The 13,688-nt window shown below is 70.8% G+C and carries 12 protein-coding genes; 3 read left to right on the top strand and 9 right to left on the bottom strand.

Features of this window, described 5'->3' with window-relative positions; genetic code table 11:
• Positions 1 to 108 precede the first annotated feature (108 nt).
• Positions 109 to 3,681: a methionine synthase gene (gene metH, locus IEY73_RS22630; protein WP_189081304.1), complete on the bottom strand. Its 3,573-nt coding sequence runs from the start codon at positions 3,679 to 3,681 to the stop codon at positions 109 to 111.
• 258 nt (positions 3,682 to 3,939) lie between these two features.
• Here metH and IEY73_RS22635 point away from each other — a divergent pair, with 258 nt between their 5' ends.
• Together IEY73_RS22635 and IEY73_RS22640 are read left to right on the top strand one after the other, a co-directional pair.
• The gene (locus IEY73_RS22635) at positions 3,940 to 4,962 is read left to right on the top strand and encodes a fatty acid desaturase family protein (RefSeq protein ID WP_189081305.1); all 1,023 of its coding nucleotides are present in this window, start codon (positions 3,940 to 3,942) and stop codon (positions 4,960 to 4,962) included.
• A gap of 48 nt (positions 4,963 to 5,010) precedes the next feature.
• Positions 5,011 to 5,805, top strand: a complete 795-nt coding sequence (locus IEY73_RS22640; RefSeq protein WP_189081306.1) for an SDR family NAD(P)-dependent oxidoreductase — start codon at positions 5,011 to 5,013, stop codon at positions 5,803 to 5,805.
• 30 nt (positions 5,806 to 5,835) lie between these two features.
• Here the strand turns inward: IEY73_RS22640 and IEY73_RS22645 are convergent, their stop codons facing one another.
• The 8 genes from IEY73_RS22645 to IEY73_RS22680 are packed head-to-tail and all read right to left on the bottom strand — an operon-like array spanning position 5,836 to position 12,875.
• The gene (locus IEY73_RS22645) at positions 5,836 to 7,407 is read right to left on the bottom strand and encodes an ABC transporter permease (protein WP_189081307.1); all 1,572 of its coding nucleotides are present in this window, start codon (positions 7,405 to 7,407) and stop codon (positions 5,836 to 5,838) included.
• Entirely contained in the window at positions 7,404 to 8,354 is a 951-nt protein-coding gene (locus IEY73_RS22650) for an ABC transporter ATP-binding protein (protein ID WP_373292851.1), read from the bottom strand. Before IEY73_RS22650 ends, IEY73_RS22645 begins: the two co-directional genes overlap by 4 nt.
• Positions 8,351 to 8,989 (bottom strand): TetR/AcrR family transcriptional regulator, encoded by a 639-nt coding sequence (locus IEY73_RS22655; protein WP_189081308.1) that lies wholly within the window; start codon positions 8,987 to 8,989, stop codon positions 8,351 to 8,353. The genes IEY73_RS22650 and IEY73_RS22655 overlap by 4 nt, the downstream gene beginning before the upstream one ends.
• A gap of 22 nt (positions 8,990 to 9,011) precedes the next feature.
• Positions 9,012 to 9,950: a class A beta-lactamase gene (gene bla / locus IEY73_RS22660; RefSeq protein ID WP_189081309.1), complete on the bottom strand. Its 939-nt coding sequence runs from the start codon at positions 9,948 to 9,950 to the stop codon at positions 9,012 to 9,014.
• A 57-nt stretch (positions 9,951 to 10,007) separates the two neighbouring features.
• Positions 10,008 to 10,901: a PhzF family phenazine biosynthesis protein gene (locus IEY73_RS22665; RefSeq protein WP_189081310.1), complete on the bottom strand. Its 894-nt coding sequence runs from the start codon at positions 10,899 to 10,901 to the stop codon at positions 10,008 to 10,010.
• Between the two features lie 3 nt (positions 10,902 to 10,904).
• Entirely contained in the window at positions 10,905 to 11,282 is a 378-nt protein-coding gene (locus tag IEY73_RS22670; RefSeq protein ID WP_189081311.1) for a Rid family detoxifying hydrolase, read from the bottom strand.
• Positions 11,283 to 11,329: 47 nt separating this feature from the next.
• A complete protein-coding gene (locus IEY73_RS22675) occupies positions 11,330 to 11,767 on the bottom strand; it encodes a MarR family winged helix-turn-helix transcriptional regulator (protein WP_189081312.1) in 438 nt (145 codons plus the stop codon).
• Positions 11,768 to 11,825: 58 nt separating this feature from the next.
• Entirely contained in the window at positions 11,826 to 12,875 is a 1,050-nt protein-coding gene (locus IEY73_RS22680; protein ID WP_189081313.1) for a glycoside hydrolase family 113 protein, read from the bottom strand.
• A 107-nt stretch (positions 12,876 to 12,982) separates the two neighbouring features.
• On the opposite strand from IEY73_RS22680, the gene IEY73_RS22685 reads away from it, so the two are divergent.
• Positions 12,983 to 13,636 (top strand): TetR/AcrR family transcriptional regulator, encoded by a 654-nt coding sequence (locus tag IEY73_RS22685; protein ID WP_189081314.1) that lies wholly within the window; start codon positions 12,983 to 12,985, stop codon positions 13,634 to 13,636.
• Positions 13,637 to 13,688 lie beyond the last annotated feature (52 nt).

Raw genomic sequence — 13,688 nt, forward strand, 5'->3', positions numbered from 1 at the left:
CTCGCCACCGACCGCCATAGCAGATCAACGAAGCCGAATCCGCCAAGCTACGGCTTGTTTCCCAGCGGACCCTAACTACGCGGCATTGGGGCTAGCCCCCGGCGCCGGTCAGGACTCCGGCTCGTACGCCAGGTTCGGGCGCAGCCAGCGCTCCACCACCGCCAGGTCGACGCCGCGCCGCTTCGCGTAGTCGGCGGTCTGGTCGGCGCCGATCCGGCCCACGGTGAAGTACCGCGACGCCGGATGGGCGAAGATCAGGCCACTGACGCTGGCGGCGGGGGTCATCGCGAACGATTCGGTGAGGCCGATGCCCAGGCGGTCGGCGCCCAGCAGGTCGAACAGGTCCTGCTTCTCGCTGTGGTCCGGGCTGGCCGGGTAGCCCAGCGCGGGACGAATGCCGCGGAACCGCTCGGCGTGCAGGTCGGCCACCACCGGGTCGGCGCCCGGCTCGAACCACTCCCGCCGCACGTGCAGGTGGAGATATTCGGCGAAGGCCTCGGCCAGCCGGTCGGCCAGCGCCTTGACCATGATCGACCGGTAGTCGTCGCCGTCCGCCTCATACCGCGCGGCCAGCTCGTCGGCGCCGTGAATGGCGACCGCGAACCCGCCGAGATGGTCGCCGGACGGCCCGACATAGTCGGCCAGGCACCTATTGGCCCGGCCCCGCGGCTTGCTGGTCTGCTGGCGCAGCATCGGGAAGCGCCGGTCCGCGACCACGATGTCGTCGTCCTCGGCGTGCGCCGGCCACAGGCCGTAGACACCGCGCGGCCGGAACGCGCCGTCCGCGATGATCTTGTCGAGCATCTCGTTGGCGTCGTCGTACAGCTCGCGGGCGACCGGTTCGTCGAGGATCGCCGGGAACTTGCCCTTCAACTCCCAGGCCAGGAAGAGGAACTGCCAGTCGATCATCTCGCGCAGCGCCGCGACGTCCGGTTCCATGATGTGCACGCCGGTCTGCGCCGGCACCGGCAGATCGGCGAAGTCGACCGTCTCCCGGTTGGCCCGCGCCGCCTCCAGCGACAGCAACGGCTGCGCGCGCCGGGACTCGTGCTGCTCGCGCAGCCGCTGCTGCTCGGCTCGGTTGGCGGTATCGAGTTCCACGGCCCGGGCCGGGTCGAGCAGGTGGGACACCACGCCGACGACGCGGGAGGCGTCCAGCACGTGCACCGTTGAGCCGTCGTACTCCGGCGCGATGCGCACCGCGGTGTGCTGACGGCTGGTGGTCGCGCCGCCGATCAGCAGCGGCAACCGCAGGTCGCGGCGGCGCATCTCGGCGGCCACCGAGACCATCTCGTCCAGCGACGGGGTGATCAGACCGGACAGGCCCACCGCGTCGGCACCCTCGGCCGCGGCGGTGTCCAGGATCTTCGCCGTCGGCACCATCACGCCGAGGTCGATCACCTCGTAGTTGTTGCAGCCCAGCACCACGCCCACGATGTTCTTGCCGATGTCGTGCACGTCGCCCTTGACGGTGGCCAGTACCACCTTGCCCTGGCCGCGCCCGCCGACCTTCTCCTTCTCCAGGAACGGCTCCAGATAGGCCACCGCGCGCTTCATCACCCGCGCGCTCTTCACCACCTGCGGCAGGAACATCTTGCCGGCGCCGAACAGGTCGCCGACCACCTTCATGCCGTCCATCAGCGGACCCTCGATCACGTCGAGCGGCCGGTCCAGCATCTGGCGCGCCTCTTCGGCGTCCTCCTCGACGAAGTCGACGATGCCGTGCACCAGGGCATGCGACAGTCGCTCGGACACCGACCCCTCGCGCCAGGAGAGGTCCACCGCGCGCTTGGTGCCCTCGCCGGTGACCGTGGCGGCGAACGAGACGAGCCGGTCGGTGGCGTCCGGTCGGCGGTCGAACAGCACGTCCTCGACCAGCTCCAGCAGATCCGCCGGGATGTCCTGGTAGACCGCGAGCTGCCCGGCGTTGACGATGCCCATGTCCAGGCCGGCCTGGACCGCGTGGAACAGGAACGCCGAGTGCATCGCCTCGCGGACCACGTTGTTGCCGCGGAACGAGAACGACAGGTTCGAGATGCCACCGCTGGTGCGCGCCCCCGGGCACCGCTTCTTGATCTGCGGCAGGGCGTCGATGAACGCCTTGGCGTACCCGTTGTGCTCGGCGATGCCGGTCGCCACGGCCAGCACGTTCGGGTCGAAGATGATGTCCTCGGGCGCGAACCCGGCCGTGCCCACCAGCAGGTCGTAGGCGCGCGCACAGATCTCCACCTTGCGCTGCGTGGTGTCCGCCTGGCCCTGCTCGTCGAAGGCCATCACCACCACGCCGGCACCGAACGAACGGATCTTCCGGGCGTGGTCCAGGAATGCCTCGTCGCCCTCCTTCAGGCTGATCGAGTTGACCACGCCCTTGCCCTGCACACAGCGCAGGCCGGCCTCCAGCACGCTCCACTTGGAACTGTCCACCATCACCGGAATGCGGGCCACCTCCGGCTCGGTGGCGATCAGGTTCAGGAAGGTGGTCATCGTCTCCTCGCTGTCGAGCAGGTCGGCGTCCATGTTCACGTCCAGCAGGTTGGCGCCGCCGCGGACCTGCTCCAGGGCGACGTCCACGGCGCCCTGGAAGTCGTCCGCCTCGATCAGGCGCCGGAAACGGGCCGACCCGGTGACGTTGGTCCGCTCCCCGATCATCACGAACCCGGTGTCCGGGCCGATCTCGAACGGCTCCAGACCGCTGAACCGGGTGGCCGGCGCGGGGGTGGGCACCCGCCGCGGCGCCTTGCCACGCACCGCCTCGGCGATCCGCGCGATGTGCGCCGGCGTCGTGCCGCAGCATCCGCCGACGATGTTCACCATTCCGGCGTCGGCGAACCCGGCGAGCAGCGCGCCGGTCTCGTCCGGTGTCTCGTCGTAGCCGCCGAACGCGTTCGGCAGGCCGGCGTTGGGGTGGCTGGCCACGTGCGTGCCGGCCAGTCGAGCCAGGTCTGCCACATGCGGGCGCATCTCGGTCGCGCCCAGCGAGCAGTTGACGCCGACGACCAGCGGCTCGGCCGGCTCGATGGACCGCCAGAACGCCTCCACGGTCTGCCCGGAGAGGGTCCGGCCGGACAGGTCGGTGATGGCAACCGAGATCCAGAGCGGGAGCTGCGGTGCGACCTCCCGGGCGGCGGCAACGGCCGCCTTCGCGTTCAGCGTGTCGAAGATCGTCTCGATCAGCAGCAGGTCGACGCCGCCCTCGGCGAGCGCGCTGATCTGTTCCGCGTACGCCTCCTTGACCTGCTCGAAGGTGACCGCCCGATAGGCCGGGTCCTCGACCTTCGGCGACAGCGACAGGGTCACGTTCAGCGGGCCCACCGAACCGGCCACGTATCGGTCGCCGAACTCGTCGGCCACCTCGCGGGCCAGCCGGGCAGCGCGCACGTTCATGTCGTGCACCATCGACTCCAGGCCGTAGTCGGCCTGCGCGATGCGGGTCGCGGTGAACGTGTTGGTGGTGGTGATGTCGGCGCCCGCCGCCAGGTATTGCCGGTGCACGTCCCGGATCACATCGGGGCGGGTGAGGTTGAGCAGATCGGGGTCCCCGGTGACGTCCTTGGGGTGATCGGCCGCGATCAGATCGCCGCGGTAGTCCGCCGGGCTGAGCTTGGCACCCTGCAGCATGGTGCCCCACGCCCCGTCCAGCACCACGACGCGCTCGGCCAACAGATCACGCAGGCTTTTCATCGGCACTCCTCCTCCGCTCGAACGTCGGAGGCGCCCTTGTTTCGCGTGCCGAAGACCCCGGCTCGCCCAGGCGACCAGCGGGAACACCCACGGCTGCGCCTGGCTCAGGCCGAGCGTGGCGGGTCGCGCCCGTCGCAGCGCCTCTCGGCCTGTCCGGGCAAGTTTAACGGCACCCGAGGGGCGCGGGGGGCCAGCACCACCGCGGGGGGAAGGCTGACCCCCCTGACGGACGACCGCCACGCCGCCACGCTGAAAGCCATGACCATCACCCTGCAACCGCCCGCCCCCGCCGCGGGCAGCGATTTCGCCGAACTCAACCGCCGCGTCAAGGCGCGCGGCCTGATGCGCCGGACGCCGTTTCATTACGCCGTACGGGTGAGCGCGATTCTCGTCACCACGGCCGCCGCGTGGGCCGCCGTGGCCACGCTCGGCGCCTCCTGGTGGACGTTGCCCGTGGCGGCCCTGATGGCGGTGACCTCGGCCCAGTCCGCGCTCATCGCGCACGACGTGGCACACCGGCAGGTGTTCCGCAGCGCCCGGCGCAGCGAACGGGCCGGGCTGATCGCCGGCAACCTGGCCATCGGCATGAGCTACGGCTGGTGGCTGGACAAGCACACCCGGCACCACAACAACCCGAACCACGACGATCTGGACCCGGACGTGGCGCCCGAGGTGCTGGTGTGGACCCCGGAGGCGGCGGCGAACCAGCACGGGCTGCGCCGCCTGATCGCCCGCCACCAGGCGCCGCTGTTCTTCCCGATGCTCACCCTGCTCGCGGTAAGCCTGCGCCGGTCCAGCATCCGGGCGCTGCGGGACGGAACCGTACGGCGCCCCGCGCTGGAGGGCGCCGTGATGGCCGTGCACGCCGTCGCCTACCTGGGGGCGCTGCTGACGCTGCTGCCGCTGCCGCTGGCGCTCGCCTTCATCGTCGTGCACCAGGGACTGTTCGGGATCTACCTCGGCCTGACCTTCGCGCCGAACCACAAGGGCATGCCGCATCCGACCGGAGCCGAGGACTTCCTGCGCAAGCAGGTGCTCACCTCGCGCAACGTCCGCGGCGGGTGGCTCACCGACGCCGCCCTGGGCGGCCTGAACTATCAGATCGAGCACCACCTCTTCCCGGCCATGCCGGCGCCACACCTGCGCACGGCGCAGCCGATCGTCCGCGACTACTGCGCCGAGATCGGCGTCCGGTACGAGATGACCAGCCTGACCGATTCCTACCGTCAGGCCCTGCGCCACCTGCACGACGTGGGCGCGCCGCTGCGCGACGGGCGCTGACCGTGCGATCGTGCAGCCGTGTCGTGGCGGCACGATCGGGAGGCTGGGATGGATCTGCAACTTCGGGACAGGGTCGCGGTGGTCACCGGCGGCAGCGTGGGGATCGGGCTCGCCGTCGCGCGGGGGCTGGCGGCCGAGGGCGCGCACCTCCTGCTGTGTGCGCGCGACGAGGAACGCCTCGGCGCGGTCGCCGGCGACCTCCGGGACGAATTCGGCGTACGCGTCGTCGGGGTGCCCGCCGACGTGGCCACCGCGGCCGGGGCGGCGGCGGTGGCCGACGCCGCCGTCCAGGCGTACGGCGGGGCGGACATCCTGATCAACAACGCCGGCACCGGCAGCGAGGAGACGATCCTCGACGCGGACGACGCGCGCTGGTACGCGTACTGGGACCTGCACGTGATGGCCGCGGTCCGGCTCGCTCGCGCCCTGGCCCCGTCGATGAAGTCCCGCGGCGGCGGGGTAATCCTGCACAACGCGTCGATCTGCGCCAGCCAGCCGCTGGGATACGAGCCGATCTACAACGTCACCAAGGCCGCGCTGGTGATGTTCTCCAAGTGCCTGGCCGAGGAACTGATCGGCGACAACATCCGGGTCAACGCCGTCAACCCCGGCCTGGTGATGACCCCGGACTGGGAGAAGACCGCGCGGGCGCTGACCGAGGGCACCGACACGTCCTGGCAGGACCACCTGCGGCAGGTGGCCCGCGACAACGCCCCGATCGGCCGGTTCGCCGACCCGGCGGAGATCGCGAACCTGTTCGTCTTCCTGTGCTCGCCGCTGGCGAGCTACTGCGCCGGCTCCACCTACTACATCGACGGCGGGTGGCTTCGCACCACCACCTGATCGGTCCACCGACGTCCGTGGGCAGAACACCTAGGCACGCGGTATGTCCCGGCGACCGAAAGCGACGGAGCCGACCAGGGTGAACCCCACGGCGAGGGCGGCCAGCGCGGCCAGGTTGCCGGCGTCGACAGCGCCCAGCGGGGGGTTCCCGATGTGCGTCGTCGGAGCGACGTCGAGCACCCACGGAGCGAGGTCCAGACTGGGGCCGAGCAAGGCGATGAACGCCGCCACGGCGTATGCCGTCCAGGTGAGCGCGAAGCCGCGCGGCCACAGGCCGTACACCGCGAGCGCGAGACCCGCGAGCACGAACTCCGCGGGCAGGTAGTCCAGTCCCGCCCGGATGGTGGCGCCGACCTCGTCGGCGCTGCCGACCGACCAGGTGGTCGACAGCGTGAGAACCACGGTGGAGCCGACCACGATGAACGCCAGGCCGACCGCGACGACGGCGACGTGGGCCGCCAGCCACCGGAGGCGCGACAGCGTTCCGGCGAGCCGCGACTCCACGCGGCCCTCGGCCTCCTCGGCGCGCAGAGCGCCGACCGCTTGGATGACGTACCCGGTGCCGATCACCGCCAGGTAAAGCTGTGTCGCGGCGAGATAGCCGGCCAGCGGCCTGCCGGCGCCGATGCCCATGGCCTCGCCCAGGGCGGGATTGCCGGCCATCGCGTCGAGGAACTGGTGGGCCAGCGCGCCCATCATCGCGGTGAACATGATGCCGCCGGCCAGCCAGCCCGCGGTGGCCGGACCGTGGATCCAGACCGCGAACCCGATCGGCGATCGCCGGAACCGTGTCGCCCGGGCCGGATTCGCGCCGCCACGGAGCAGGGCGCTGCCGAGGTCACGGCGAGCGGCAAGCCACACGGCCGCGCCGCCCGAGGCGAGACCGGCGACGGCCGGCAGGGCCAGCACCCACCACCGCTGCTGTTCCCCGAACGGCGCGGTCTTCTCCGCCCAGCCGAGCGGCGACAGCCACGTCAACCAGTTCCCGGCCACATCGCCGACGCCGCGCAGGACGTACGCCGCGGCCAGCACGACCAGGCTCCACGTGTAGACGCCGCGGGCGTGCGGCACCAGTTGCGCCAGCAGGGCGGCGAGCCCGGCGAACACGGCGGCCAGCAGGCCGAGCGCCGCGCTGTAGAGGATCGCCCCGCGCGCCGGAACTCCGGCAGCCACCAGGCCCGCGGCGAACAGGATGGAGGTCGCGAGTATCGCCGCGGTGGCCACCGCGAGGGCCGCCAGAACCGGCTGGTGCCGGGCGATCCGGCCGCCGAGGATCGTCTCCCACCGCCCCGACTCCTCCTCCCGGCGTGTCGAGCCGGCGATCAGGCCGATGCCCAGCAGCGGCAGCAGGAACGAGGCCAGGAACCCGAACTCGTCCTGGATCACCCCACCGAGGCTGTCGATCCCCTCGACGCGGCCGTTGATCGCGGCGAGCGCGCTGCCGGACGTGACCGCTTCGGCATAACTGTGGATCTTGGCGGGGGTGTCGTAGAGACCGGCGACCGCGACGGCCGTCGCGATCATGCCCGCGGCGAGGGCGATCACCCAGATCAGCGTGCGCCGACGATGCGTACGCCAGGTAATCGCGACCATGGCGCTCATCGGTCGGCTCCGGCGAGCGGTCCGGCCGCCTCCCGGGTGTCGGCGGCCCCGCCGTACGCGCGCAGGAACAGCGCATCGAGGCTCGGCGGAGCGACGGTCAGGGTGTGGATCTGCGCGGCGTGCAGCCTGCCGATCGTGGTGTCGAGGTGATCCGGGTCGATGGTGAACCTGGTGTCGACATGCCCGTCGCGTTGTTTGCTGACGCAGTCGGCCACCCCGGCGGCGCCGGCCAGGCCCTCGGGTTCCCGGGCGGTGACCGCATGCACCGACGTCCGGGTGTGGCGTCGCAGGTCGGCGAGGCTGCCGGTGGTGACGGTGCGGCCCCGCCGCACGATGCTCACCCGGTCGGCCAGCGCCTCCACCTCGCCCAGGATGTGGCTGGACAGCAGCACCGTGACGCCGTCGTCCCGGCGCTCGCGCACGCACTGCTGGAAGGTCTGCTCCATCAGCGGGTCGAGTCCCGAGGTCGGCTCGTCGAGGACGAGCAGGTCGGCATCGGCGGCCAGCGCGGCCACGAGGCCGACCTTCTGACGATTGCCCTTGGAGTAGTCCCGGATCCGCTTCGTCGGATCCAGATCGAAGCGCTCGATCAGGTCGGCGCGGCGTCCCCGGTGCACCCCGCCGTGCGTGGCGCCGATCACGTCGAGACATTGACCGCCGGTCAGGCCGGGCCACAGCGCGACGTCCCCGGCGACGTAGGCCAGCCGCCGGTGGAGCCGGGCGGCCTCGCGCCAGGGATCGGCGCCGAACAGCTCGACCCGGCCGCCGGTGGCCCGGATCAGCCCGAGCAGGATGCGGATGGTGGTGGACTTGCCCGCCCCGTTCGGACCGAGGAATCCGTGCACCTCGCCAGGGCGAACGGTGAGATCCAGGCCGTCCAGGGCACGGACCTTTCCGAAGGTCTTCATGAGTCCCGCCAGGTGCACGATGTCGGTGGAATGACTCACGAGGACTCCTCCCCGGGCGCGGCCACGAACGCACCCGTCATATAGACGGCAGTCACCTCATTCGCCCACCGGGTGATGCCTTCCGGCGTGAGCGGGTCGACGCCGATCGCGGCGGCGATCGGATTCCGCAGCAGGATCAGCGCGAGGTCGTTGACCAGGAGGAACGCCGCACGCACCGCCGGGTCCGCACTCGGCCGGGCGACGCCGGTCTCGGTCATCGAATCGAGCAGCCGACGGGTGAGGGCGTACCACCGGCCGAACAGCGCCGCGCCCGCCGGATCGTTGACGAGCAACAGGCGGCGCAGGTAGGCGGGCAGCGGGGAGCCGTGCGGGAAGGCACGCGCGAACATCTCGGCGACCGACATCCCGCCCTCTCCGGTCAGCACCTTGGACAGTTCCTGACCGTCCATGTCGAAGAGCGCATCGAAAGCCTGCGCGGCATAGCCGTCCACCGCCGCCCGCAACCCGTCCTTGCTGCCGAAGTGATGCACCACCAGCGCGGGTGACACGGCAGCCGCCGCGGCGATCTCGCGCACCGTGACGGCATCGTGCCCCCGCTCGGCGAACAGGCGCAGCGCGGCGTTGCGGATGTTCGCCTTGGCCGTGAGGTCGCCCTCATCCGTGGCTGAACTCATGTTCAGCAGACTAAACGCTTGGTCAGCGTGCGGCAAGGAGCGTGTGCACGGCAACCTCGGCGGCCTGCGCGATGAGCGCGTTGTCGTAGTCGGCGTCCTTCTCTCCCCGGCTCGACATGATCGTGAGCACCACGGGCGCCCCGGTCGGCGGCCACAGCACGGCGATGTCGTTGCGTCCGCCGTACCCGGCGGTGCCGGTCTTGTCAGCGACCACCCAGCCGGCCGGGACGCCGGCCCGGATGAGCTCGTCCCCGGTCGTGTTGGTTCGCATCAGGCGGGTCAGCAGGGCGCGGTCGCCGGGGGGAAGCGCGTGGCCGAGGAGGTACGCGCGCAGGTCCGCGGCGAGGGCACGCGGGGTGCTGGTATCCCGCTTGTCCCCGGGGGTGCCTTCGTTGAGCTCGGGTTCGATCCGGTCCACCTCGGTCACCCGGTCGCCGAGCGCGCGCAGGTCGGACTCCAGCACCGCCGGGCCGCCAAGCTCGGCGAACATCAGGTTGGCTGCCGTGTTGTCGCTGTACCGCAGCGCCGCGTCGATCACCTCGCCGAGCGTCATCCCCTCGGTCACGTGCTGCTCGGTTATCGGCGAGTAGGACACCAGATCGTCCTGGCCATAGGTGATCGTCTTGGTCAGATCGGCCGGTACGGTCCGGGCCAGCAAGGCTCCGGCCAGCAGCGCCTTGCCCGTGGAGGCGTACGCGAAACGCTCATTGGCTCGATGCACCACGGCACGGCCGGTCCCGGTGTCCAGGGCGTACACCCCGAGCCGCGCGGCGAAGGTGGCTTCCAGCCGGCCGAACTCCCGGGCCGCAGCCGAAGCCGCGGGCGCCGCCGACGCGGCCGGCGTGCCGGATCGTGTCGAGACGGCGCCCGTGGATACCTCGTCCCTCTGGCACGCGCTCAGCGGCACCATGGTCAGCGCGGTCGCGGCCGTCAATGCGGTCCACCGGATATCGAAAATCATGCACTGCACTGTGGCATCCCGGCGCACGCGGCCCGCTTCGCCGCCGGTTGCCGCAGATCACCCAGCCGATGGCGGCGCCTCCGCGGGGATGTCCATGGTGCCGCTGCCGACGACGACCGCACACCCGCCGACGATCACCTCCGTGAGCTCCCCGTTCTCCCGGTGCGCCGTGCCGTGCAAGGTGCTCGGGCGGCCCATCGCCACCCCCTGGGTGATGGTCAGACGGTGGGTTCCGTGGCGCCGGGGCGACCGGTGCGCGAGGCTGGCGACCAGGGAGGCCGCCGCCGAGCCGGTGGCCGGGTCCTCGTCGACGCCCATGCCCGGTGCGAACAAGCGGGCATACACGCGGGCGGCGTCACCGAGGTCACCGGCGAAGAGGTACAGGTGGGGTGACCAGCCGCCGGCGATCGAGGACTGCCACGCGGACCGGTCGAGCCGGGCTTGGTCGACCAGGTCCGGACTGGCCAGCCGGATGAAGCAGTACCGCAGTCCGATGCCCGCGTACCAACTGTCCACGATGGCGTCGCCGGGCAGGTCGAGGGCTGCGGCCAACGTCGTCGCCGACGGCGTCTCGTCGGTGCTTTCGTACGGCGGCGCCGGCAAGTGCAGCCGGATCGTCTCACCGTCGACGTTGACGGGGACCGGACCGATGCCCTGCTCGAAGGTGAAGGCCCGCCGGCCCGGCCCGGATCCGGCCAGGACGGCGGCCGTGCCGATGGTCGGATGGCCGGCGAACGGCAACTCCTGGACGGGCGTGAATATCCGGACCCGGCAACTGTGCGCCGGGTCGCGGGGCGGCAACACGAAGGTGGTCTCGGAGAAGTTGAACTCGCGAGCCAGGCGCTGCATGGTCTGCGCACCCATGCCGGAGGCGTCCGGGAAGACCGCCAGTTGGTTGCCGCCGAACGGGCGGTCGCTGAACACGTCGACCAGGGCGAAGGCGTACCCCATGAGTCAGGCCACCACCAAGTCCATCTCGACGCTTGCCCCGAGTGGCAGGGCCGCAACGCCGATCGCGGTGCGGGCCGGATAGGGGGCGGTGAAGTGCTTGCCGTACTCCTCGTTCATCGCCGCGAAGTCGGTCATGTCCGTCAGGTAGACGCCGACGCGGACGACGTCGGCGAGACTCTTGCCGGCCGCCTCCAGCACGGCCGCGAGGTTCCTGAGAATCTGTTCGGTCTGCCGGCCGGCGTCCCCCTCGATCAGCCTTCCGGTGGCCGGATCCTGCGCCACCTGTCCACTCAAGAACAGCAGGTCGCCGCCGTGTACGGCCATCGAGAACGGGCCCACCGGTGCGGGCAGTCCCTCGGCGGTGATCGCGATACGGACCATGGTCAGGTTCTCCTCTCGACGGGTGCCGGCCCTGTCCCGAACGCCGATCAGGGCGGGGACAGGCGGTCACCGCTGGCTTGCAGCCGATGCAGCCGCTCCAGCAGGGCATCGATGTCGGTGCCGCCGAAATCGTCGGCGAGCCGCTGCTGCACGTCTTTCCATAGTGGAAACGCCTGCGCGCGCTTGCGCGCACCGAGCTCGGTCAGGCGAAGAACCCGCCGACGCCGATCCGAGCCGGGCACCATGTCGACCAGTCCGGCGTCGATGAGGGGTGCCGCCTCGCGCGTGCACGTCGTGCGCTCCATCCCCAACCGCCGGGCCAGGTGACTGACGGACATCGGTCCCTCGTCGGCCAACCGGGACAGGATGCTGTAGCCGGTCACCCGCATCCCGACCGCGGCGAGGGCGCGGTCGTACAACCGGTTGATCGACCGGGTGGCCATCCGCAACGAGGTGCACACGCACGAGGACTCCGCTGGCTCCACGGCGATGAGTGTATATACACCCAATGCGTTTGACCAGCCTCTGCCGGGATCGCAGGGATCAGCACCTGGGCCGGGCCGGGTCTCGGCGTGAGTAGTGTTCGGCGACCGCGGCGAAGGCGGCCTTGGGTTCCCACGGGAGGCCGGGGAAGGTGTCGCCGGTGCGGCCTTCGAGGACTTTCACGATCCCGAGGCTGGCGAGATCGAGGTCGTCGCGGGGGTCACCGCCGGGCCGGTGGGGAAAACTGTGGAGCGCGAAGAGGTGGACGAAGGCGCTGTCGATGCCCTCGCTGTCGAAGATATGGAGCAGTTCACTCAGGTAAGTTGCTTGGCCGGCCTCGTCGCGCTCGTACGCTCCGTTGAGCCGCAGTGGTGCATGAGTGGCGGGGTCGTACTCGACGATCTCCATGCTGCGGGGGGCGATGTCACCCGCACCGCGCCACGTCGCCGTGCCGAAACCGGTGACGGCGACCGGCTTGGGTTGGGCGGCCAGGTTTCGCACGGCGTCGCGGAACTGGTCGGCCACCTCGGCGGAACGGATGAGTTCGAGGGTCACGAAGTCGAACAGGTCCCAGTCGACTCCCTCGAACGGGATCGCCGCGTAGGTGACTTCTCCGTGGAAGCGTGCACGGATCGCGGCCACCGCGTCGCGGAGGAACCGGTCGAGCCGGGAACGGACCTCGGAGATCCGCTCGGCGCGTCCGGTCGGATCGGCCAGCAGCCGCCCCAAACGTTCGTCGATGCGGTCGCCGTCGATGAACCCACGGTTCATGATGCTCAGCTCAACCCCGGCGACGAACACCACCCGCGCGCCGGCCGCCCGCAGCCGCTCGGCTCGTTCGGCGCAGTCAAGCAGCAAACCGAGGACCTGGTCGGGTTGCAGATCCAGCGGGTACGGCGAGAACCAGACCTCCAGTCCAAGCTCGGCGGCCAGCCGGGCGGCGGACTCCAGGCGCTGCGGGTGTCCGCCGATGACGTGCACGGCATTGCAGTGCAGCTCATCCCGGATGATCGCCAGCTCGCGGCGAACCACGTCACTGTCGAAGCGCTCCAGCGAGTCGACCCCGTCGATGAGAAAGCCCGTGTCGTAGGCGATGCCTTGCGCTCGCATGTCCATTCCTCCCGGATTGCTTGGCGGTGCGGCGACATCAGGACGGTAGCAGAATATTGCGTGCACGCAATATTGCGTGGACGCAGTTCATCTGCCATCGTGTGGTCGTGACCGGTGCACCAGGCCTGCGCGCACGGAAAAAGCGCGCCACCCGAGATGCCCTTCAGGAGGCGGCGCTGCGCTTGGCGTTGGCACGCGGCCCCGACAACGTCCGCGTCGAGGACATCGCCGCGGCCGCAGGGGTCTCGCCCAGGACCTACAACAACTATTTCTCCAGCCGCGAGCAGGCGGTTGTCGCCGCCGTCGTCGGGGATCGCGCGGCACAGGTTGCGGCGGCCGTGGTCTCCCGCCCGGCCGAGGTCGGCGTCGCCGACGCCGTCATCGATGCCGTCGTCGCCCTGTATTCCGATTCGGACGACCACCCACGCGACGCCTTACTGATGATCGCCAACAGTGCCGTCCTGCGCGCCTGCTACGTCGACACCATCACCATGATCGAGGGTCCGCTCACCGATGCTGTGATCGAACGCTGCGACCGCATCGGACGCTTGACTGCCCAGGTGCTGTCCGCCAGCGTCGGCGCGGCCGCCAAGATAGCCGTCCGGCAGTGGCTGCAAACCACGAGCGCACCGCCGTCGATGCCCGGTTTCGTCGTGCCGTCCGGATCGTTGCCCGACCTCGTCCGCGCCGCCCTGACCCCGCTCGCGCCGGCCTTCGATGCAGCCACCACGCACTCAGCCCGCCGCCCGCCCGGCGCATGACAGAGCCGTAGGCGTGGTGTGCCGGCCCGCCTCCGGCCCCTCGGCGCCACCC

Origin of the sequence: Mangrovihabitans endophyticus (assembly GCF_014646155.1) — a bacterium.
In the GTDB taxonomy this organism is placed as follows: domain Bacteria; phylum Actinomycetota; class Actinomycetes; order Mycobacteriales; family Micromonosporaceae; genus Actinoplanes; species Actinoplanes endophyticus.

Excerpts from the sequence above, each read along its gene's own strand:
- bla (WP_189081309.1), bottom strand. The coding sequence starts at position 9,950 with ATGATTTTCGATATCCGGTGGACCGCATTGACGGCCGCGACCGCGCTG.
- IEY73_RS22640 (WP_189081306.1), top strand. The coding sequence starts at position 5,011 with ATGGATCTGCAACTTCGGGACAGGGTCGCGGTGGTCACCGGCGGCAGC.
- IEY73_RS22635 (WP_189081305.1), top strand. The coding sequence starts at position 3,940 with ATGACCATCACCCTGCAACCGCCCGCCCCCGCCGCGGGCAGCGATTTC.
- IEY73_RS22655 (WP_189081308.1), bottom strand. The coding sequence starts at position 8,989 with ATGAGTTCAGCCACGGATGAGGGCGACCTCACGGCCAAGGCGAACATC.
- IEY73_RS22665 (WP_189081310.1), bottom strand. The coding sequence starts at position 10,901 with ATGGGGTACGCCTTCGCCCTGGTCGACGTGTTCAGCGACCGCCCGTTC.
- IEY73_RS22680 (WP_189081313.1), bottom strand. The coding sequence starts at position 12,875 with ATGCGAGCGCAAGGCATCGCCTACGACACGGGCTTTCTCATCGACGGG.
- metH (WP_189081304.1), bottom strand. The coding sequence starts at position 3,681 with ATGAAAAGCCTGCGTGATCTGTTGGCCGAGCGCGTCGTGGTGCTGGAC.
- IEY73_RS22670 (WP_189081311.1), bottom strand. The coding sequence starts at position 11,282 with ATGGTCCGTATCGCGATCACCGCCGAGGGACTGCCCGCACCGGTGGGC.
- IEY73_RS22645 (WP_189081307.1), bottom strand. The coding sequence starts at position 7,407 with ATGAGCGCCATGGTCGCGATTACCTGGCGTACGCATCGTCGGCGCACG.